Annotated in this window: 21 protein-coding genes and 1 riboswitch; of the genes, 16 read left to right on the forward strand and 5 right to left on the reverse strand. The window is 61.6% G+C overall.

Features of this window, described 5'->3' with window-relative positions; translation table 11 throughout:
• Positions 1 to 68: 68 nt before the first annotated feature.
• Together ACY4LX_RS10025 and ACY4LX_RS10030 are read right to left on the reverse strand one after the other, a co-directional pair.
• On the reverse strand, positions 69 to 1,382 hold the full coding sequence (locus ACY4LX_RS10025; protein ID WP_149656949.1) for a PQQ-dependent sugar dehydrogenase: 1,314 nt from the start codon (positions 1,380 to 1,382) through the stop codon (positions 69 to 71).
• Between the two features lie 66 nt (positions 1,383 to 1,448).
• On the reverse strand, positions 1,449 to 2,033 hold the full coding sequence (locus ACY4LX_RS10030; RefSeq protein ID WP_463259798.1) for a hypothetical protein: 585 nt from the start codon (positions 2,031 to 2,033) through the stop codon (positions 1,449 to 1,451).
• A 153-nt stretch (positions 2,034 to 2,186) separates the two neighbouring features.
• A riboswitch (cobalamin riboswitch) is annotated at positions 2,187 to 2,417 on the forward strand.
• An 81-nt stretch (positions 2,418 to 2,498) separates the two neighbouring features.
• On the opposite strand from ACY4LX_RS10030, the gene cobO reads away from it, so the two are divergent.
• From cobO to ACY4LX_RS10100, 14 genes are all read left to right on the forward strand, one after another.
• Positions 2,499 to 3,110 carry a cob(I)yrinic acid a,c-diamide adenosyltransferase gene (gene cobO / locus ACY4LX_RS10035; RefSeq protein ID WP_149656947.1) on the forward strand — a complete coding sequence of 204 codons (612 nt, stop codon included), beginning with the start codon at positions 2,499 to 2,501 and terminating at the stop codon, positions 3,108 to 3,110.
• Positions 3,107 to 4,402, forward strand: coding sequence for a cobyrinate a,c-diamide synthase (locus tag ACY4LX_RS10040; RefSeq protein ID WP_149656946.1), 1,296 nt, complete (start codon positions 3,107 to 3,109; stop codon positions 4,400 to 4,402). The genes cobO and ACY4LX_RS10040 overlap by 4 nt, the downstream gene beginning before the upstream one ends.
• Entirely contained in the window at positions 4,399 to 5,055 is a 657-nt protein-coding gene (gene bluB, locus ACY4LX_RS10045; protein ID WP_149656945.1) for a 5,6-dimethylbenzimidazole synthase, read from the forward strand. Before ACY4LX_RS10040 ends, bluB begins: the two co-directional genes overlap by 4 nt.
• Positions 5,052 to 5,960: an adenosylcobinamide-phosphate synthase CbiB gene (gene cbiB / locus ACY4LX_RS10050; protein WP_463259799.1), complete on the forward strand. Its 909-nt coding sequence runs from the start codon at positions 5,052 to 5,054 to the stop codon at positions 5,958 to 5,960. The genes bluB and cbiB overlap by 4 nt, the downstream gene beginning before the upstream one ends.
• Positions 5,953 to 6,945 (forward strand): threonine-phosphate decarboxylase CobD, encoded by a 993-nt coding sequence (cobD, locus tag ACY4LX_RS10055; protein ID WP_463259800.1) that lies wholly within the window; start codon positions 5,953 to 5,955, stop codon positions 6,943 to 6,945. Before cbiB ends, cobD begins: the two co-directional genes overlap by 8 nt.
• The gene (locus tag ACY4LX_RS10060) at positions 6,942 to 8,393 is read left to right on the forward strand and encodes a cobyric acid synthase (RefSeq protein ID WP_463259801.1); all 1,452 of its coding nucleotides are present in this window, start codon (positions 6,942 to 6,944) and stop codon (positions 8,391 to 8,393) included. Before cobD ends, ACY4LX_RS10060 begins: the two co-directional genes overlap by 4 nt.
• A gap of 141 nt (positions 8,394 to 8,534) precedes the next feature.
• Complete coding sequence (cobU, locus tag ACY4LX_RS10065) at positions 8,535 to 9,056, forward strand: bifunctional adenosylcobinamide kinase/adenosylcobinamide-phosphate guanylyltransferase (protein ID WP_149656941.1); 522 nt, start codon at positions 8,535 to 8,537, stop codon at positions 9,054 to 9,056.
• Positions 9,053 to 10,108 carry a nicotinate-nucleotide--dimethylbenzimidazole phosphoribosyltransferase gene (cobT, locus tag ACY4LX_RS10070; RefSeq protein ID WP_463259802.1) on the forward strand — a complete coding sequence of 352 codons (1,056 nt, stop codon included), beginning with the start codon at positions 9,053 to 9,055 and terminating at the stop codon, positions 10,106 to 10,108. Before cobU ends, cobT begins: the two co-directional genes overlap by 4 nt.
• On the forward strand, positions 10,105 to 10,680 hold the full coding sequence (gene cobC, locus ACY4LX_RS10075) for an alpha-ribazole phosphatase family protein (RefSeq protein WP_149656939.1): 576 nt from the start codon (positions 10,105 to 10,107) through the stop codon (positions 10,678 to 10,680). Before cobT ends, cobC begins: the two co-directional genes overlap by 4 nt.
• Before the next feature lie 2 nt (positions 10,681 to 10,682).
• Positions 10,683 to 11,420, forward strand: coding sequence for an adenosylcobinamide-GDP ribazoletransferase (locus ACY4LX_RS10080; protein ID WP_463259803.1), 738 nt, complete (start codon positions 10,683 to 10,685; stop codon positions 11,418 to 11,420).
• A 140-nt stretch (positions 11,421 to 11,560) separates the two neighbouring features.
• Positions 11,561 to 11,965, forward strand: coding sequence for a MarR family winged helix-turn-helix transcriptional regulator (locus ACY4LX_RS10085; protein WP_149656937.1), 405 nt, complete (start codon positions 11,561 to 11,563; stop codon positions 11,963 to 11,965).
• Between the two features lie 52 nt (positions 11,966 to 12,017).
• Positions 12,018 to 13,226 (forward strand): MFS transporter, encoded by a 1,209-nt coding sequence (locus ACY4LX_RS10090; protein ID WP_463259804.1) that lies wholly within the window; start codon positions 12,018 to 12,020, stop codon positions 13,224 to 13,226.
• Positions 13,223 to 13,345, forward strand: a complete 123-nt coding sequence (locus tag ACY4LX_RS10095) for a hypothetical protein (protein WP_256672180.1) — start codon at positions 13,223 to 13,225, stop codon at positions 13,343 to 13,345. The genes ACY4LX_RS10090 and ACY4LX_RS10095 overlap by 4 nt, the downstream gene beginning before the upstream one ends.
• A gap of 56 nt (positions 13,346 to 13,401) precedes the next feature.
• On the forward strand, positions 13,402 to 13,953 hold the full coding sequence (locus ACY4LX_RS10100) for a glutathione peroxidase (protein ID WP_149656935.1): 552 nt from the start codon (positions 13,402 to 13,404) through the stop codon (positions 13,951 to 13,953).
• An 89-nt stretch (positions 13,954 to 14,042) separates the two neighbouring features.
• On the opposite strand, the gene ACY4LX_RS10105 is transcribed toward ACY4LX_RS10100, so the two are convergent.
• From ACY4LX_RS10105 to ACY4LX_RS10115, 3 genes are all read right to left on the reverse strand, one after another.
• Positions 14,043 to 15,314 carry an OmpP1/FadL family transporter gene (locus ACY4LX_RS10105; protein ID WP_149656934.1) on the reverse strand — a complete coding sequence of 424 codons (1,272 nt, stop codon included), beginning with the start codon at positions 15,312 to 15,314 and terminating at the stop codon, positions 14,043 to 14,045.
• A gap of 146 nt (positions 15,315 to 15,460) precedes the next feature.
• The gene (locus ACY4LX_RS10110; protein ID WP_133836569.1) at positions 15,461 to 15,943 is read right to left on the reverse strand and encodes a hypothetical protein; all 483 of its coding nucleotides are present in this window, start codon (positions 15,941 to 15,943) and stop codon (positions 15,461 to 15,463) included.
• Between the two features lie 278 nt (positions 15,944 to 16,221).
• Entirely contained in the window at positions 16,222 to 16,446 is a 225-nt protein-coding gene (locus ACY4LX_RS10115; RefSeq protein ID WP_003214941.1) for a hypothetical protein, read from the reverse strand.
• A gap of 938 nt (positions 16,447 to 17,384) precedes the next feature.
• On the opposite strand from ACY4LX_RS10115, the gene ACY4LX_RS10120 reads away from it, so the two are divergent.
• Together ACY4LX_RS10120 and ACY4LX_RS10125 are read left to right on the forward strand one after the other, a co-directional pair.
• Positions 17,385 to 17,708 carry an SEL1-like repeat protein gene (locus tag ACY4LX_RS10120; RefSeq protein WP_149656933.1) on the forward strand — a complete coding sequence of 108 codons (324 nt, stop codon included), beginning with the start codon at positions 17,385 to 17,387 and terminating at the stop codon, positions 17,706 to 17,708.
• Positions 17,709 to 17,883: 175 nt separating this feature from the next.
• On the forward strand, positions 17,884 to 19,248 hold the full coding sequence (locus tag ACY4LX_RS10125) for a DNA recombination protein RmuC (RefSeq protein ID WP_169374230.1): 1,365 nt from the start codon (positions 17,884 to 17,886) through the stop codon (positions 19,246 to 19,248).
• Positions 19,249 to 19,336 lie beyond the last annotated feature (88 nt).

A 19,336-nucleotide genomic window follows, 5' to 3' on the forward strand; every position in this document is an offset into this window, starting at 1 on the left:
TGTTGAAAAATCGCAGCCTTCGGCAGCTTCCACAATGGATTGCCGAAGACTGCGATTTTTTTTGCTGTTTATTTAACTGCCGAAACCCGCCACACCTTGTTCCCCACATCGTCCGCCACCAGCAAGTCCCCCTGCTGATCGATCACCACACCCACCGGCCGGCCCAAGGCGTTTTCGTCCTTGTCGAGGAACCCGGTCAGCACATCCACCGGCGCCCCGGTCGGTTTGCCCGCCGTGAACGGTACGAAAATCACTTTATAGCCGCTGTGCGGTTTGCGGTTCCACGAGCCGTGCTGGCCGACGAAAGCGCCGTTGGTAAACGGTGCCGGCAACTTGCTGCCTTCGGCAAAGGTAAAGCCCAGCGAGGCGGTGTGCGGGCCGACGGCGTAGTCCGGGGCGATGGCTTTGGCCACCAGGTCCGGGTTCTGCGGCTCGACGCGCACATCGACGTGCTGCCCGTAATAGCTGAACGGCCAGCCATAGAAGGCGCCGTCCTTGACCGAGGTGATGTAGTCCGGCACCAGGTCGCTGCCGATTTCATCGCGCTCGTTGACCGATGTCCACAGCGCACCGCTATTCGGTTCCCAGCCCATGCCGTTGGGGTTGCGCAGGCCGGAGGCGAAGATTCGGTGGTTGCCGGTGGCGCGGTCGACTTCCCAGATCGCCGCGCGACCTTCTTCCTTGTCCAGGCCGTTTTCGCCGACGTTACTGTTGGAGCCCACGGTCACGTACAGCTTGCTCCCGTCCTTGCTGGCGATGACGTTCTTGGTCCAGTGGTGATTCAGCGTGCCGCCCGGCAGGTCGATGACCTTCATGGGCTCTGACTTGATCGCCGTATCGCCGGTTTCATAGTGAAAACGCAGCAAACGATCGGTGTCGGCGACGTACAGGTCATTGCCGACCAGGGTCATGCCGAACGGCGAGTTGAGGTTTTCCAGGAACACCGTACGGGTTTCGGCCACGCCATCGTGGTCCTTGTCCCGCAGCAGCGTGATGCGGTTGGGGCTCGGCACGGCGGCACCGGCGCGACCCATGACTTTCTTCATCACCCAGCCGCGAATGCCTGTGCCGTCATCGGGCTTGGGCGGCGCGTTGGTTTCGGCCACCAGCACATCGCCGTTGGGCAGCACGTAAAGCCAGCGCGGGTGATCGAGATTTTCGGCAAACGCCGCCACCTGCGTGCCGGCTGCAGCGGTGGGTTTGGCACCGGCCGGCCAGCCGATCGCCGGGGCGATGTTCACCGTCGGGATCAGGGTTTTATTCGGTTCTGGCAACTTGGGCGAAGGGCCGGTGCCGTCCGTGACTTGCAGGCTGGAATGCTCGCCGCAGGCAACAAGCCCTCCGGCGAGCGCAATGACGAAAACGAGCTGGGGCTTGCGCATGCTGATCTTCCCTATGAATGCACTGTTTAATCATAGAGAAGTAAAAAAGCGCGATGGTTCAACCCGTCAACCACGGGCCTCTTTGAACAGCACGGCGATACCGGGGTGATAGTGGCCGGCTTCGTTGCGCAATTTGCGGTAGGCGTAGGGGAAATACCAGGCCACGGCGCAGGTGTGTTCCTTTTGCAGGTCGTCGACCATGTCCTGGAGTTCTTCCGGGGTCGCGCTTTGCTGGGCCTTTTGCGGGGCGACGAACAGGCAGCCGAGTTTCAGGTCGCTGGCGTAGCTGATGCGCTTGGCGTCGCTGGTGATATCGACCAGGGCTTGTGTCAGGTTCAGGCTGTTGACCTTGGGCCAGCGCTGGGTCGTCTGGAGGTAAGCACGTTCGTCGCTGGTGGCGATAAACAGGTCGGCGCGGGCATTGCGTTCGCCTTCTTCGACCTGCTTGCGGGTCGGCGTTTGTTGCAGCGTGACCATTTCCGCCATCCAGGCCGCCGCCGACAGCAGGCTGAGGTTGGCCTTTTCGTCAAACCAGTACGGCGTATCGTTGTCGCCGCGCACGGCGTTGTAGCGGTCGATACAGTCAAACCAGCGTTCCAGCAGCGGGCGCAGGAATTCCAGCTTCGGATTGCTGATGATCATGCCTTGCATGTGGCTCACCCTTGTTATTGTGTTGTGAGATGTGGCTCTTTGATATCATCGCTGAGCCTGTGGCACAAGAATAGCGGCAGATAATTGATCGACGGCAGTTATTCGCCCAGTGGCGTCCCGGCTTTAATTGACGCTCCACCCCCAACCCTCTAACCTTCGCGGCTTGTTTCAGGTGCTCTGTGGCTGCGGTCGACAGAGTGAAACAGGGAAACCGGTGAGTGATTTGCCCCACGTGTGCACAATCACGATCCCGGCGCTGCCCCCGCAACGGTAAATGAGTGAAAAACTGCGCCTAGAGCCACTGTGTTGAAAAACATGGGAAGGCGCGCAGTCCGGTGCAAACCGCTCATGAGCCCGGAGACCGGCCTGATCCATCCAGCGGCATCACGGTGGGCGATGCCAGGCTTCTTGCCGTCTATTCTTGTGCCTGCCCGCCGTTATCCAGCCTCAACGGAGAGCTCCCCCATGACTGATACCCCCGATCGTGACGAACGCCACCTGGCGCGCATGCAGCGCAAAAAAGCCGTGATTGACGAACGCATCGCCAACTCGCCGAACGAATGCGGCCTGCTGCTGGTGCTGACCGGCAACGGCAAAGGCAAAAGCAGCTCGGCCTTCGGCATGCTCGCCCGGTCCATGGGCCACGGCATGCAGTGCGGCGTGGTGCAGTTCATCAAGGGGCGTAACAGCACCGGCGAAGAGCTGTTCTTCCGCCGCTTCCCGGAGCAAGTGCGCTTTCATGTGATGGGCGAGGGCTTCACCTGGGAAACCCAGGACCGTCAGCGTGACATCGCCGCCGCCGAAGCCGCGTGGGAAGTGTCCCGCGAGCTGCTGCGCGATCCGTCGATCGGCCTGGTGGTGCTGGATGAGCTGAACATCGCCCTCAAGCACGGCTACCTCGATCTCGATCAAGTGCTCAGCGACTTGCAGGCCCGCCCGCCGATGCAGCACGTGGTGGTCACCGGTCGCGGCGCCAAGCCGGAGATGATCGAGCTGGCCGACACCGTCACCGACATGGGCGTGATCAAGCACGCGTTCCAGGCCGGGATCAAAGCGCAAAAAGGCGTCGAATTGTGAGTCAACCCCGTCACTGCCCGGCAGTACTGATTGCTGCGCCGGCCTCCGGCCAGGGCAAGACCACCGTCACCGCCGCGCTGGCCCGGTTGCATCGCAATCAGGGGCGTAAAGTGCGCGTGTTCAAATGCGGCCCGGACTTCCTCGACCCGATGATCCTCGAGCGTGCCAGCGGTGCGCCGGTGTATCAACTGGACATGTGGATGGTTGGCGAGCAGGACAGTCGTCGGCTGTTGTGGGAAGCGGCGGGTGAAGCCGACCTGATCCTGATCGAAGGCGTGATGGGTTTGTTCGACGGTACGCCGTCCAGCGCTGACCTGGCGCGGCATTTCGGCGTGCCGGTGCTCGGCGTGATCGACGGCACCGCCATGGCTCAGACCTTTGGCGCTTTGGCGTTGGGCTTGGCGAAGTATCAACCGGACTTGCCGTTTGCCGGCGTCCTGGCCAACCGCGTCGGCACCTTGCGTCACGCACAATTGCTCGAAGGCAGCCTCACCGAAGGCCTGCGTTGGTACGGCGCGCTGTCCCGGGAAACCGGGATCGAATTGCCCAGCCGTCACCTCGGTCTGGTCCAGGCCAGCGAGTTGAACGACCTCGATCTGCGCCTTGATGCCGCTGCCGATGCGTTGGCCAGCAGTTGCGAGGTAGCGCTGCCACCCGCTGTCGAATTCGCCGCCCCGGACGTGATCACCGCTGAACCGTTACTCAAAGGCGTGCGCATCGCCGTGGCCCGTGACGAAGCGTTTGCCTTCACCTACGGCGCCAGCCTGGATCTACTGCGGGCGATGGGTGCCGAGCTGGTGTTCTTCTCGCCGATCCGCGATACCCAATTGCCGGAGGCTGACAGCCTGTACCTGCCGGGTGGTTATCCGGAACTGCACCATGTGGCGCTGGCGCAGAACACTTCGATGCTGAGCGCAATCCGTGCGCACCATCAAGCAGGTAAACCCTTGCTCGCCGAATGCGGCGGCATGTTGTACCTGCTCGATTCCTTGACCGATGTCGAAGGCACCCGCGCGGAACTGGTCGGCTTGCTGGCCGGGGACGCCGTGATGCAAAAGCGTCTGGCCGCGTTGGCGTTGCAAGCCGTGGAACTGCCTGAGGGCTTGTTGCGCGGGCACACCTATCACCATTCGTTGACCAGCACCGAGCTGGAGCCGATTGCCCGGGGCCTGAGCCCCAACGGCGGGCGCGGGGCCGAAGCGGTTTATCGGGACGGGCGCATGACCGCTTCCTACGTGCACTTTTATTTCCCGTCCAACCCGCAAGCGATGGCGGCGTTGTTCAAGCCATGAAGCCAGAGGATCTTGCGTTCAGCGCGGCTGAGCGCGCGGCGGTCTACCGCGCCATCGGCGAACGTCGCGACATGCGTCACTTCAGCGGCGGCACCGTCGAACCCGAACTCCTGCGGCGCCTGCTCGAAGCCGCGCACCAGGCGCCCAGCGTCGGCCTTATGCAGCCGTGGCGCTTTATCCGCATCAGCGATAAAGCTCTACGCGGGCAGATCCAGCAACTGGTGGAAGAAGAACGCATCCGCACCGCCGAAGCCCTCGGCGAGCGCACCGATGAATTCATGAAGCTCAAGGTCGAAGGCATCAACGACTGCGCCGAAGTGCTGGTCGCCGCGCTGATGGACGACCGCGAGCGCCACATCTTCGGCCGTCGCACCTTGCCGGAAATGGACATGGCCTCGCTGTCCTGCGCGATCCAGAACCTGTGGCTGGCGTCCCGCGCCGAAGGATTAGGCATGGGCTGGGTGTCGTTGTTCGAGCCGCAAGCCCTGGCCGACCTGCTGGGTTTGCCCGCCGGTGCCAAGCCGTTGGCTGTGTTGTGCCTGGGCCCGGTCAAGGCCTTCTATCCGGCGCCGATGCTGGTGCTCGAAGGCTGGGCGCAGGCGCGTCCGCTCAGTGAGCTGCTGTACGAAAATTATTGGGGAGTGAGTCAATGAGTGTGGCGTTGTTGAGTGTCGCCGCCGTGGCGCTGGATGCGCTGCTGGGTGAACCCAAACGCTGGCATCCGCTGGTGGCGTTCGGTGGTTTTGCCGATCGCATCGAGCAACGATTCAACTCCGGTGGCCGCGGCTGGCGCAGTCATGGCGTCACCGCGTGGGTGATCGCGGTATTGCCACTGACCCTGTTGGCCACGGCGCTTTCATGGGCGCCTTATGTTGGTTGGCTGGTGGAAATCCTGGCGCTGTATTGCGCCCTCGGCATGCGCAGCCTCGGCGAACACGTCGAGCCGGTGGCCAAGGCCCTGCGCAGCGATGATCTGGAAGAAGCGCGCAAACGCGTAGGGTATCTGGTCAGCCGCCAGACCAGCGAACTGGATAAAACCGAAGTCGCCCGCGCCGCCACCGAATCCGTCCTGGAAAACGGCAGCGACGCGGTATTCGCCGCGCTGTTCTGGTTTGCGGTGGCCGGTGCGCCGGGCGTGGTGCTCTATCGTCTGAGCAACACCCTCGACGCCATGTGGGGCTATCGCAACGAACGTTTCGAACGCTTCGGCTGGGCGGCGGCGAAGATCGACGACGTCCTCAACTACATTCCTGCACGCCTGGTGGCGTTGACCTACGCGCTGCTGGGTAAAACCCGACTCGCACTGAAATGCTGGCGCACTCAAGGCCCGACCTGGGACAGCCCGAACGCCGGCCCCGTGATGGCGGCCGGTGCCGGGGCGCTGGGGGTCGAGCTGGGCGGGGCGGCGATTTATCACGGCGAACTGCATCAGCGTCCACAACTGGGCGAAGGCCCGGCGGCGGATGCCGACTCCATCGACCGTGGCTGGCAATTGGTCCAGCGCGGCGTATGGTTATGGCTGCTGATTCTCTGCGTGGGAGCTGAATTCTATGCTTGAGCACGGTGGCCGGTTGCGCAAGGCGGCGCTTGAATACGGCATCGCCGAAGCCGATTGGCTCGACCTCTCCAGCGGTCTGGCGCCGTGGCCGTTTCCGATCCCGGAGATTCCGCTGCGGGCCTGGGCGCGACTGCCGGAAACCGATGACGGTCTGGAGCAGGCCGCTTGCGATTATTACGGCGCCGCGCAAGTGCTGCCGGTGGCCGGTTCGCAAATGGCGATCCAGTTGCTGCCGCGTTTGCGTCGGGCCGGCAAGGTCGGCGTGCTGTCGCCGTGTTACGCCGAACATGCCGAAGCCTGGCGGCGCAATGGTTACATCGTGCGCGAAGTGCTGGAGCAGGAAGTCGACTTCTTTCTCGACCGCCTCGATGTGCTGGTGGTGGTCAACCCGAACAACCCGACGGGCCTGAGCCTGAGCCCGAGTCGCCTGCTCGACTGGCACTCGCGGCTGGCCCAGCGCGGCGGCTGGCTGGTGGTGGACGAAGCGTTCATGGATAACACGCCGCAGCTGAGCATCGCGCCGTTTGCCAATCAGGTCGGTTTGATCGTGTTGCGCTCCTTCGGCAAGTTTTTCGGTCTCGCCGGGGTGCGGCTGGGCTTTGTCCTGGCCGAGCGCAAATTGCTTAAATTGCTGGCCGAGCAAGTCGGACCTTGGGCCGTCAGCGGCCCGACCCGAGTGCTGGGTCAAGCCTGTTTGCAAGACACCGAAGGCCATGCCCGGCAACGGCTGCGCAGTGATGAGGCCAGTCAGCGTTTGGCCGCGTTGCTGGAGCGCTACGACCTCAAACCCCAGGGTGGTTGCGCCTTGTTTCAATGGCTGATCACCGAACGCGCCGAAGAGCTGCACGAATTCATGGCCCGGCGCGGCATCCTGCTGCGGTTGTTCACGAACAACAGCAGCCTGCGTTTCGGCCTGCCCGCCGATGCCGCCGAAGAAGCCCGTCTCGAACAAGCGCTGCAAGCCTTCGCCAAGGAAAGCCAATGACTACGTTGATGGTGCAGGGCACCACGTCCGACGCCGGTAAAAGCACGCTGGTGACGGCGTTGTGTCGCTGGGTTACGCGTCATGGCGTCAGTGTCGTGCCGTTCAAGCCGCAGAACATGGCGTTGAACAGCGCCGTGACTGCCGACGGTGGCGAGATCGGTCGCGCCCAAGCGGTGCAGGCCCAGGCCGCCAATCTGGAGCCGCACACCGACATGAACCCGGTACTGCTCAAACCCAACAGCGATACCGGCGCCCAAGTGATCATCCATGGCCGCGCCGTCACCACCATGAACGCCGTGGCCTATCACGATTACAAAGCCATCGCGATGCAAGCGGTGCTGGCCTCCCACGAACGGCTGAGCGCGGCATATCCGGTGGTGATGGTCGAAGGTGCGGGCTCGCCGGCGGAGATCAATCTGCGGGCCGGCGACATCGCCAACATGGGCTTTGCCGAAGCGGTGGATTGCCCGGTGGTGCTGATCGCCGACATCAATCGCGGCGGGGTTTTCGCCCATTTGGTCGGCACGCTGGAGCTGCTGTCGCCCAGCGAGCAGGCGCGGGTCAAAGGTTTCATCATCAACCGTTTTCGCGGTGACATCGCGTTGCTGCAACCGGGCCTCGACTGGCTCGAAGCACGCACCGGCAAACCGGTGATCGGCGTGCTGCCGTATGTGATGGACCTGCACCTGGAAGCCGAGGACGGCATCGACCAGCGCCAGACCGACAAGGCTGATCAGGTGTTGAAAGTGGTGGTGCCGGTGTTGCCGCGCATCAGCAACCACACCGATTTCGATCCGCTGCGTTTACACCCGCAAGTGGACCTGCAATTCATCGGCCCCGGCCAGGCGATTCCCGCCGCTGACCTGATGATTCTTCCCGGCTCGAAAAGCGTGCGCAGCGACCTCGCGTACCTGCGCGCCAACGGTTGGGACACGGCGATCTCCCGACACTTGCGCTACGGCGGCAAAGTGCTGGGGATTTGCGGCGGCCTGCAGATGCTCGGCGAACAGGTCCATGACCCATTGGGTCTCGAAGGCGCGCCGGGTTCCAGCGCCGGGCTGGGGTTGTTGGCCTTCGAAACCTTGCTCGAAGAAGAGAAGCAGTTGCGCAATGTGCGTGGGCGGCTGGCGTTGGAGAATGCCGAAGTCAGTGGTTATGAAATCCACGCGGGCGTGACCAGCGGGCCGGCACTGGAGCATGCGGCGGTGCAGTTGGATGACGGTCGCTGTGATGGCGCGCAAAGCCTCGACGGGCAGATTTTCGGCACTTACCTGCATGGCCTATTTGAATCACCTGCGGCGAGCAGCGCGCTGTTGCGTTGGGCTGGATTGCAGGACGTGCAGGACGTGGATTATCACGCCTTGCGCGAGCGCGATATCGAGCGGTTGGCGGATTTGGTGGAGAAGCATCTGGATACCGCGCTGTTGCGTGAGCTCTGTGGGTTTTGAGGTGATTTTGAGGGCGCCTTCGCGGGCAAGCCTCGCTCCTACAGGTAAAGCGGTGCTCACAAATACGACGCTAACCCTGTAGGAGCGAGGCTTGCCCGCGAAGAGGCCCGCAACAACACCGACGATTTTAAGGAATGAACCATGCTCCAACTAATCCTCGGCGGCGCCCGCTCCGGCAAAAGCCGCCTGGCTGAAAAACTCGCCACCGACAGTCGACTCCAGGTCACCTACATCGCCACCAGCCAACCTTTGGACGGCGAGATGAACGAACGGGTCGCCCATCACCGCGCCCGTCGCCCCGCCGAATGGGCGCTGATCGAAGAACCCCTGGAACTGGCCCGCGTCCTGCGCGAAAGCGCCCGCGCCGAGCGTTGCCTGCTGGTGGATTGCCTGACCCTGTGGCTGACCAATCTGCTGATGCTCGATAACCCCGAGCGCCTGATGGCCGAGCGCGATGCCTTGCTGGACTGCCTGGCCTCGCTGCCGGGTGAAATCATTTTTGTCAGCAACGAGACCGGAATGGGTGTCGTGCCGCTGGGCGAATTGACTCGCCGCTATGTCGATGAAGCCGGTTGGCTGCATCAAGCCCTGGCTGAGCGCTGTCAGCGTGTTGTCCTGACCGTCGCCGGCCTGCCCCTGACTCTGAAAGGTACTGCGTTATGACTCAATCCTGGTGGCTGAACCCGTGCAAGCCGATCGATGTGGCCGTCGTCGAACAGGCCGAGGCCCGGCAACAGCAACTGACCAAACCGGCCGGCTCCCTCGGTCGACTGGAAGCGGTAGCGGTGCAACTGGCCGGGTTGCAGGGGCAGGTCAAGCCGAGCCTCGATCAGCTGTGGATCGCGATTTTTGCCGGTGACCATGGCGTGGTCGCGGAAGGGGTGTCGGCGTTTCCCCAGGAAGTCACCGGGCAGATGCTGCACAACTTCGTCACCGGCGGCGCGGCGATCAGCGTGTTGGCGCGGCAGTTGGGCGCGCAACTGGAAGTGGTCGATCTCGGCACTGTCACACCGTCGTTGAACCTGCCTGGCGTGCGCCATCTGAACGTCGGCCCCGGCACGGCCAACTTTGTGAACGGCCCGGCCATGACCGTCGCTCAAGGCGAACGGGCGATGCAGGCCGGTCGCGACAGCGTATTACGCGCCATTGCCAGCGGTGCGCAATTGTTCATCGGCGGCGAAATGGGCATCGGCAACACCACCGCCGCCAGCGCCCTGGCTTGCGCGTTGCTGGATTGCCCGGTGGTACACCTGACCGGGCCGGGCACCGGGTTGAACGCGGCGGGTGTCAGCCATAAGGCGCAAGTGATTGAACGCGCATTGGCGTTGCACGGCGCTCAACGCGGCGATGCGCTGCAAACCCTGTTCAACCTCGGTGGGTTTGAGATTGCGGCGTTGGTCGGTGCCTATCTCGCCTGCGCCCAGGAAGGTGTGGCGGTGTTGGTGGACGGCTTTATTTGCAGCGTTGCCGCGTTGGTGACGGTGCGTTTGAATCCAGAGTGCCGCGAGTGGCTGCTGTTCGGCCATCGCGGCGCCGAGCCGGGCCATCGTCATGTGCTGGAAACCCTGAACGCCGAGCCGTTGCTGGATCTGGGTCTGCGTCTGGGCGAGGGCAGTGGGGCGGCATTGGCGGTGCCGTTGTTGCGCCTGGCCTGCGATCTTCATGGGCAGATGGCGACCTTCGCTGAAGCTGCGGTGGCGGACCGTCCGGCATGACTTTGCGCCTGGATCTTTTGCGCCACGGCGAGACCGAGCTCGGTGGCGGCTTGCGTGGCAGCCTCGACGACGCGCTGACCGACAAGGGCTGGGCGCAGTTACGTGCGGCAGTGATCGGGCAGGGGCCGTGGGATCGTCTGGTCAGCTCGCCGTTGCAGCGCTGTGCGCGGTTTGCCGAAGAAATTGGCGCGCAACTCGGCCTGCCGGTGCAGCTGGAAAAAGACCTGCAAGAACTGCATTTCGGCGCGTGGGAAGGACAGAGCACGGCGGTGCTGATGCAAACCAGTGCCGAAGCGTTGGGGCGGTTCTGGACCGATCCGTATTCCTTTACCCCGCCCGAAGCCGAGCCAGTGGCGGACTTTTCTGCGCGAGTATTGGCGGCGGTCGAGCGGCTGCACGCGGCCTATGCCGGCGAGCGGGTATTGCTGATCACCCATGGCGGCGTCATGAAGTTGCTGCTGGCCCAGGCCCGTGGCTTGCCCCGCGAGCAGTTGCTCAACGTTGAAGTCGCCCACGCTTCGTTGCATTCGCTGACGGTCGGCGCCGGCCCGTTGTTACGGGAAGCGCTCTGATCATGTTGCCGTTCTGGATCGCCCTGCAATTTTTGAGCAGCCTGCCGATTCGTCTGCCGGGCATGCCGGCGCCTCAGGCGTTGGGGCGTTCGCTGCTGTTTTATCCGCTGGTCGGCCTGCTGTTCGGCGGTTTGTTGTGGGCGTTGAACGGGCTGTTGTCGGGCGCGCCGCTGTTGTTGCACGCCGCGCTACTGCTGACGGTTTGGGTCTTGCTCAGCGGCGCGTTGCACCTGGATGGCCTGGCCGACAGCGCCGATGCCTGGCTCGGTGGATTTGGTGATCGCGAACGCACCCTGACCATCATGAAAGATCCACGCAGCGGTCCGATCGCGGTGGTGACGCTGGTGTTGGTGTTGCTGCTGAAATTCACCGCGTTGCTGGCGTTGATCGAGCAGGGGCACGGCGTTGTGCTGGTCATCGTTCCGTTGATCGGGCGGGCGGCGTTGTTGGGATTGTTCCTGACCACGCCTTATGTGCGCGCCGGCGGGTTGGGGCAGGCGTTGGCGGATCATCTGCCGCGTCAGGCCGGTTGGCAGGTGTTGGCGGTCAGTGCGCTGGTTTGTGTGTTGATCGCCGGCCTTTTCAACGGCCTGGTGGCGCTCGCGCTGGCGACGGTGGTGTTTGTCTGGTTGCGGCAGGTGATGATGCGGCGATTGGGCGGCACCACCGGCGATACGGCGGGGGCGTTGTTGGAATTGCTGGAAATGACGCTGCTCGTTGGATTAGCGCTGCTCCCGTAGGAGCGAGGCTTGCCCGCGAAGAACGCACCGCGGTATCGCAGGCACACCGCGTTATCGTTCTTCGCGGGCAAGCCTCGCTCCTACGGGGCCAGATGTATCAAAAATTTGCTTTCATTCAACCGCGGGTATATACACGCACCATGCTCGACTCTCAATGTTTATGCACCAACCTGCGTCGCGCCGCCCGTGGCGTCAGCAGGCATTACGACGGCGCTCTCGACGGCTTCGGGATCAACGTCGCCCAGTATTCTTTGCTGTGTAACCTGCAGCGTCTGGATCAACCGAGTATTTCCACCCTGGCCGAGGCCATGGGCCTGGACCGCAGCACCCTCGGGCGCAATCTGCGGGTGCTGGAGGGCGAAGGGCTGGTGGCGATGGTCGAGGGCGAGGACATGCGCAATCGCATCGTGAGGCTCACCGAGGCCGGCGCCGAACGCCTGGCAGCCGCTTTGCCGGCGTGGGAAGCGGCGCAGCAACGGTTGATCGATCGGCTGGGCGCCGAAAAACGTGAAACCTTGATCAAATTGCTGAACGAACTGGCTTGAGGCCGGTTTTTTCGATCTTAAGCGGGTATATACCCGCTACCGGAGAATAAGAATGACATCGATGTGGCGTACTTGCGGTTGGGTGTTGGTGGGGAGTGCGCTGATACTCGCGTTGTCCTTGGGCGTGCGCCACGGCTTCGGGCTGTTCCTGGCGCCCATGAGTGCCGAGTTCGGCTGGGGCCGTGAGACGTTTGCCTTTGCCATCGCCTTGCAGAACCTGATCTGGGGCCTGGCGCAGCCGTTTACCGGTGCTTTGGCTGACCGCTTCGGCGCAGCCAAAGTGGTGCTGGTCGGTGGCGTGTTGTACGCCGTGGGCTTGATCTGCATGGGCTTTGCCGACTCGGGCGTGACCTTGTCCCTGAGCGCCGGCCTGCTGATCGGCATCGGCTTGTCCGGTACGTCGTTCTCGGTGATCCTCGGCGTGGTCGGTCGCGCGGTGCCGCCGGAGAAACGCAGCATGGGCATGGGCATTGCCAGCGCCGCCGGTTCTTTCGGCCAGTTCGCCATGTTGCCCGGCACGTTGGGGTTGATCGGCTGGCTCGGCTGGTCCGCCGCGTTGTTGGTGCTGGGCCTGTTGGTGGCGCTGATCGTGCCGCTGGTGAGCATGCTCAAGGACACGCCATTGCCGACCCTCGGCCATGAACAAACCCTGTCCGAAGCCTTGCGTGAAGCCTGTTCCCACTCCGGGTTCTGGCTGCTGGCGTTCGGCTTTTTTGTCTGCGGTTTCCAGGTGGTGTTCATCGGCGTGCACCTGCCGGCCTATCTGGTGGACCAACACCTGCCGGCCAGCGTCGGCACCACGGTGCTGGCGTTGATCGGGTTGTTCAATATCTTCGGGACGTATACGGCAGGCTGGCTCGGCGGGCGGATGTCCAAGCCGCGTTTGCTTACCGGTTTGTACCTGCTGCGGGCGGTGGTGATCGGGTTGTTCCTGTGGGCGCCGGTCACGACGACTACGGCGTACTTGTTCGGCATGGCCATGGGCTTCCTGTGGCTGTCCACGGTGCCATTGACCAACGGCACCGTGGCGACCTTGTTCGGTGTGCGAAACCTGTCCATGCTCGGTGGGATTGTGTTCCTGTTCCACCAGCTCGGCTCGTTCCTCGGTGGCTGGTTGGGCGGGGTGGTGTATGACCGGATGGGGAGCTACGACTTGATCTGGCAAGTGGCGATACTCTTGAGCCTGTTGGCAGCCGCCCTGAACTGGCCAGTGCGCGAGCGGCCGGTGGCGCGGTTGCAAACCCAAATGATTGCGATATGAACAGTCTCTGGCCACGGATCATTGTCGCCGCCGGCGGCGCCTTGTTGCTGGCCCTGGCGTGGTGGGGCTGGCACCAGGGCGGGCTGGCGTTGATGCAGCTGGGCATGGGTGCTTGCTAGGGGGTTGCGAGGGCGAGTAACGTCACCTTCTGACGACTTCTCAAGGATGTACCGACATGCTCAAACGCTGGCTTGCAGTCCCCGCGTTGCTGATGGCGTTCACCGGGCTGGCGCAAGCGGCCGATTGTCCGGAGCTGTTGCAGGGCTCGTTGCCCAAGTTGCGCGCCAAGGAATCCATCGATCTGTGCCAGCGTTTCGCCGGCAAGCCGCTGGTGGTGGTCAACACCGCGAGCTTCTGCGGGTTCGCCCCACAGTTCAAAGGCCTTGAGGCGCTGTATCAGCGCTACAAGGACCAAGGGCTGGAGGTGATCGGCGTTCCGTCCAATGACTTCAAGCAAGAGGCCAAGGACGGCGCTGAGACCGCCAAAGTCTGCTACGTCAACTACGGCGTGACCTTCACCATGACCGAGCCGCAGAACGTTCGCGGTGCCGACGCGACTCACTTGTTCAAAATCCTCGCCGAGCAAAGCAGCGCGCCGAAGTGGAATTTCTACAAATACGTGGTTGATCGCCAGGGCAAGGTGATTGCCAATTTCTCCAGCCTGACCAAGCCCGACGACCCTGAGTTCATCGAAGCCGTCGAAAAAGCCCTGGCCTCGAAACCCTGATCGACGCCCACTAAAAAGCCCCGCCTCTGGACAAGAGAGCGGGGCTTTTTCGATTCAGGCAGCGAGCGATTCAGGCTCGCCTTGAATCATCAGAAGCGGTAGGTCGCGCCTACACCAAAACCGTTCGCATAGTTTTGATACTTGGCGTCGTAGCTCTGGCCACGGTCGTTGCTGTTGGCAACCTTGACCGACTCTTCACGCAGGTACGAGTACGCCACGTCGATGGTCAGGTCGTCGGTCGGGCTCCAGCCGGCGCCCAGGCTGAAAATCTTGCGATCGCCAGTCGGGATGCGTGGGGAACGGTCGACGTTGTTGGTCGGTGCCTGGTCGAAGGACAGGCCGGTACGCAGTACCCATTCCTTGTTCAGCTGGTAGGACGCGCCGATGGCGTGAGCCCAGGTGTCGTGCCAGTTCTGTTCTTCGGTAATCGAACCGAATTGACCGTTGAGGATGGCCGGAACACCTTTGTTTTCGACGGTGATTTCTTTCAGGCGGCTCCAGCGCGTCCAGGTGCTGCCTGCGTACAGGGTCCACTTGTCGTCGAGCTGATGAGTAACCGAGAAGTCCACCGATTCAGGGGTGGTCAGGTCCAGCGATGCGTCGTACTTCTGGCTTGGGTTCTGGCCCACGGCAGCGAGGACGCCGTAGTTGACCTTGGTGTTGCCTTCCAGCTTGTACTTCACTTTCGAGTGGTAAGTCAGGCCGACACGAGTGCTGTCGGTGGCTTGAACCAGTACACCGATGTTGTAGCCCAGCGCGGTGTCGTCGCCTTTGATCTTCACTTCACCATCTGGAGCTGCCTGGGTAATCGACAGGTTCGATTCCAGCTTGCCGTCAATACGGTTGATGGTCGGACCGAAACCGATCGACACCTTGTCGTTGAAGGCGTAGCTCACGGTCGGTTGCAGGGTCACGACTTTTACATCGCTGGTGCTGCCGAAATAACGGCCGGCAAAACCGTGCTCGTAATCGGTCACCAGACCGAACGGTGCGTACACGCCAACACCGACTGCCCATTTGTCATCGATAGGCTTGACGTAGTAGCCCATCGGTACGGCGATGAACGGGACCATGTCGCCGTCGTGGCTGCCGCCGTTAGGGCTGGAGCTGGACTTGCTGATATCGGTGTGTGCATCGAGCATTGCAGCGCCGCCGGTCACTTGTTCGCGCTTGATGCGCGACATGCCGGCAGGGTTGCCAAAAATTGTGCTTGCGTCATCGGCAGATGAAGATCGCCCGGCAAAACCTGTACCCATACCGCTGATGCTTTGTTCGTTGATGGCGAAGCCACTTGCGAAGAGCTGGGTGGATGCCAAGGTAACGGCGAGGCTAAGGGTGGTTTTGAGCATTACTTTTTTCATTATTAGAACTCCTGGTGATCACCGGGGCGAAAATTACCAACATTTTCGTCCCAGCGCTATAGCCTGTATGGGTTGAGTTAGAGCGGTTTTGTAGGACAATCAGACCAGAATCGCTACCGGTTGTGGGATCTTGTGCAACCGGGTGGTCAGCAAGCGACCTGATTCAGCGATGAAACACAGGTCTGCCAAGCGCAAGTGAAGTCGCGCAGGCGTCCCTGGGGCTGGAAGGTCTGGCGCCAGATTCGGGCCATGCCCAGCACATCATCGGGATCGGGGAGGGGAGTGTTTTGCTCTTCTACCAGCAGCCAGGCGATGGCGGTGGCGTAACGCAGGTTGACGGTCAATTCCAGGTGCGGACTGCTTAAAAAGGCGTGCTGGCTGGCCAGGCCACGCACCAGGCTCGCCCGTTCAGGGTCGAGGGCCAGGTAGTGATCCCAGAGGGCACGGTGGCGGGGTTCGGCGATTCTATACAGGCCATGTCCACGGCGGTCATGCAGGGCGGAGCCAAGGGCTGACTGGCTGGCGGCGATGCCCAGCAGCAGGGATTCGGCAGTTGCGCTATGGCGCCCGAGGTAGATCAAGGTCGGGCGAATCACATAACGGCACAGTTCGCTGGCAGCGATACCCATAAAGCCCTCGAAACATGAAATGGGCGGCGATACCTGAATGGGGGGCTTTGGCAGCAGTGAATCGACTCAGGCTCGCCGGAAGCGGATCAAGCCGCTTGAGTTGAAGTGTAGTGTCATATTCGCGCCGTAAAGGCCTGTTTTTAAAATATTTCCGGCAGCCAGTTATAACCGTTATATCGGTTAGTACTTAGGCCGAGGGGGAGAAAAGAGAAATATCAGGCAATAAAAAGCCCCGCTTTTTGAGCAGGGCTTTTGCGGTTTTCAGTCTTTCTGGCGTCTCAGGCAACCAGTGCCTGACGAGTACGATCGATCACGGCCTGCAGCGGTTCAGCGCTGGAGTATTGATCGGGGTACAGGCGTTCGCTGTGACGAGCGATGCCGTGTTCGTTGACCAGAGTGAAGCTGAAGCAGCCTTTGCGAGCGGCCATGATCAGGCAGTTCATTGGTGCAAAAGCGTTGGTTAGGGTGCGAATGGCATCCTGAGTGTGGATTTGAGTAGACATTATTAGGTGTTCCTACAAGCGACACGGAGTAAGAGCCGTGCAAAATTTAAACGTTCCAGTGACGACGACCACCGTTGGTCGAACGAAGAACCCGACTGGAACAAAGCAGACAGTTTGAAGCGCTGATAATTGGCGCGCTTGGGCTGGCAGGTAGGTACTTAGGAGGGCAGGCAACACATCAAGGGCAAAGGTTCTGGGCCCGGGGTGAAGATCCTGATCAATTTGCAGGCTGGTTCGGTCAGAGTAAGTGAGCTTCGCAACACCCTTTGCATTCATTTCAAAGGCAGTGTTGACACAAGGTTTACCTGGAAACCATCGAGGTGGTCGATCCCGCTTTGTCGGTGGAGGCTTCTCTAAGGGAAGGCTGACCGGGGGGATTTGTTCGACCAGAATTGACTTTCAGCTTGGTACTAACGCCGCGGATACTAACGGATTGAATTTGAGAAAGGAAGTGTGTCAGCAAAAAAAAGTTTTCTTCAGGCTTGTAGCGGCAGCGAAGCAGTCGAACGCAGCCTCGCGTCGCTCGGCAGCGGCTACGGGGCCATGCGCCAGTCAGGCTTATCCCCAGGCTTGGCTGCAAAATGCGCCGAAAAAGTGCATCGATATAACCACCGCGAAGGTACTTGTGCACATTAGTTGCGCAGACTGTCACGCCGCTGTCACCTTGGCATCAAACCCGGTAGGTGCCTGTAATGAAAATTTAAGTCAATGAAAAACATCGCTTTTTTTTACTGGTGAAAAAATCGTCAGTTTGACTGCGAGCCCCATTCCACAGGGCTTTGCGAGAGTTCAAGGTGGGTTGTCCACTGAGTTATCCACAGCTTCTGTGGATTGTCCCAAGCGCTTGCTCTAGGACGGGCGTGCCGGGTTTTTTCGACTTTACCTGTACGAAAAAAAGAGTAGAGTGGCGCGCCTTCCGATCTGCCCCACAGTGCTTTATGAAGTTTCGCTCAGTATCAACCGCTGTTACCGCAACACCCCCTGTTGTTACCCCAACCAAGCGCTTTTCCCTGCGTGTGGCCGAGTGGCTTCTGGACAGCCCGCGCCTGGGCGATAACCCCAACGTCAAACACTTTGCCGGACGATTGCTCAAGCAACCGGCCCGCGAAGGTGTGGTCGCTGCGCAAAGCCGTCTGGGTCAATTGATGTGCCGCGAGTGCGGTAACGCCCGGGATCGGCGCATCGGGCACGACATGTTGCGCCAGGCCGCCCGCGCCGGTGACCGCCGCGCCCAGCGGGAATTGGGGCTGACCGAAGACTGAGCTGTCCAAGACCTGACGCCTTGGTTAACCTTCAAGCTTTATCTCAACGGCAGGAGTGGCTATGGCTATCGACTTGACCAGCATCTTGCTCGGTCTGGCAGGGGCAGCATTGCCATTGCTGGCACTGGCCTGGCAAATCCAGCGCCGGGCCAGCGTCGGGCAGGCGGACGTGGCGTTGCTGGAAGAGCGGCTGGCCATGGCCCAATTGGCCCAGGACGGCTTGAACGCCCAGCTCGATGCATGCCGCGACGAAATCGGCGATCTGAGCCAGGCCAACTCCACCAAGCAAGCTGATCTTGCCGCGCTGCGCCGTGAAGTCGAACTGCTGCAAATCGAACGCGACGATGCCCGCGACGCTGCCCACGCCTGGAATATCGAGCGCGCCGGCAAAGAGGCTGAGTTGCGTCGCCTGGACGCGCAAGCCGCCTCCCTCAACGCCGAGCTGCGCGAGCAGCAGGAAAGCCATCAGCAGCGCCTCAACGACCTCCAGGGCTCGCGCGATGAATTGCGGGCGCAGTTTGCCGAACTGGCGGGCAAGATCTTCGACGAGCGTGAGCAGCGATTTGCCGAAACCAGTCAGCAGCGCCTGGGGCAGTTGCTCGATCCGTTGAAAGAACGCATTCAGTCCTTCGAAAAACGCGTCGAAGAAAGCTATCAAGCCGAGGCCCGCGAGCGCTTTTCCCTGGCCAAGGAGCTGGAGCGCTTGCAGCAACTGAACCTGCGCCTGAGCGACGAAGCGACCAACCTGACCCGTGCCTTGAAAGGACAGAAGACTCAAGGCAACTGGGGCGAGTTGATTCTCGAGCGCGTGCTTGAACACGCCGGGCTGGAGAAGGGCCGCGAGTACCAGACCCAAGTCACCCTCAAAGGCCCGGACGGCGAGCGTTTCCAGCCGGACGTAATCATTTACCTGCCCGGCGACAAACAAGTGGTGGTCGACTCCAAAGTCAGCCTCACGGCCTATCAGCAATACGTTGCGGCCGAAGACGATGCCATCGGCCAGATCGCGATCAAGCAGCACGTGCTGTCCCTGCGCAATCACGTCAAAGGCTTGTCCGGCAAGGATTACAAGCGACTGGACGGCTTGCACAGCCTGGATTTCGTTCTGTTGTTCGTACCGATTGAAGCGGCATTTTCCGCGGCATTGCAGGCCGAGCCGACGCTGTTCCAGGAAGCCTTCGACCGCAACATCGTGATCGTCAGCCCGACCACCTTGCTCGCCACGCTGCGCGTCATCGACAGCCTGTGGAAACAGGAACGCCAGACCCAGAACGCCCGGGAAATCGCCGAGCGGGCGGGGTGGCTGTACGACAAGTTCGTGTTGTTCATCCAGGACCTGGACGAAGTCGGCAATCGCTTGCAGCAACTGGATAAAGCCTACAGCTCGGCGCGTAACAAGCTGACGGAAGGGCGCGGCAACCTGGTCAGCCGTAGCGAGCAATTGAAGTTGCTGGGCGCGCGGGCGAGCAAGAGCTTGCCGGCGGATTTGCTGGAACGGGCGATGACCGATGTGGATGGGTTGGCTGAGCTACCCGAGTAACCGCTTTTGTGGCGAGGGAGCTTGCTCCCGCTCGGCTGCGCAGCAGTCGTAAAGCAGTCAGCGCGATGTGCCTGGCAGTCATAGTGGC

Source organism: Pseudomonas sp. Emmai, assembly GCF_055179735.1.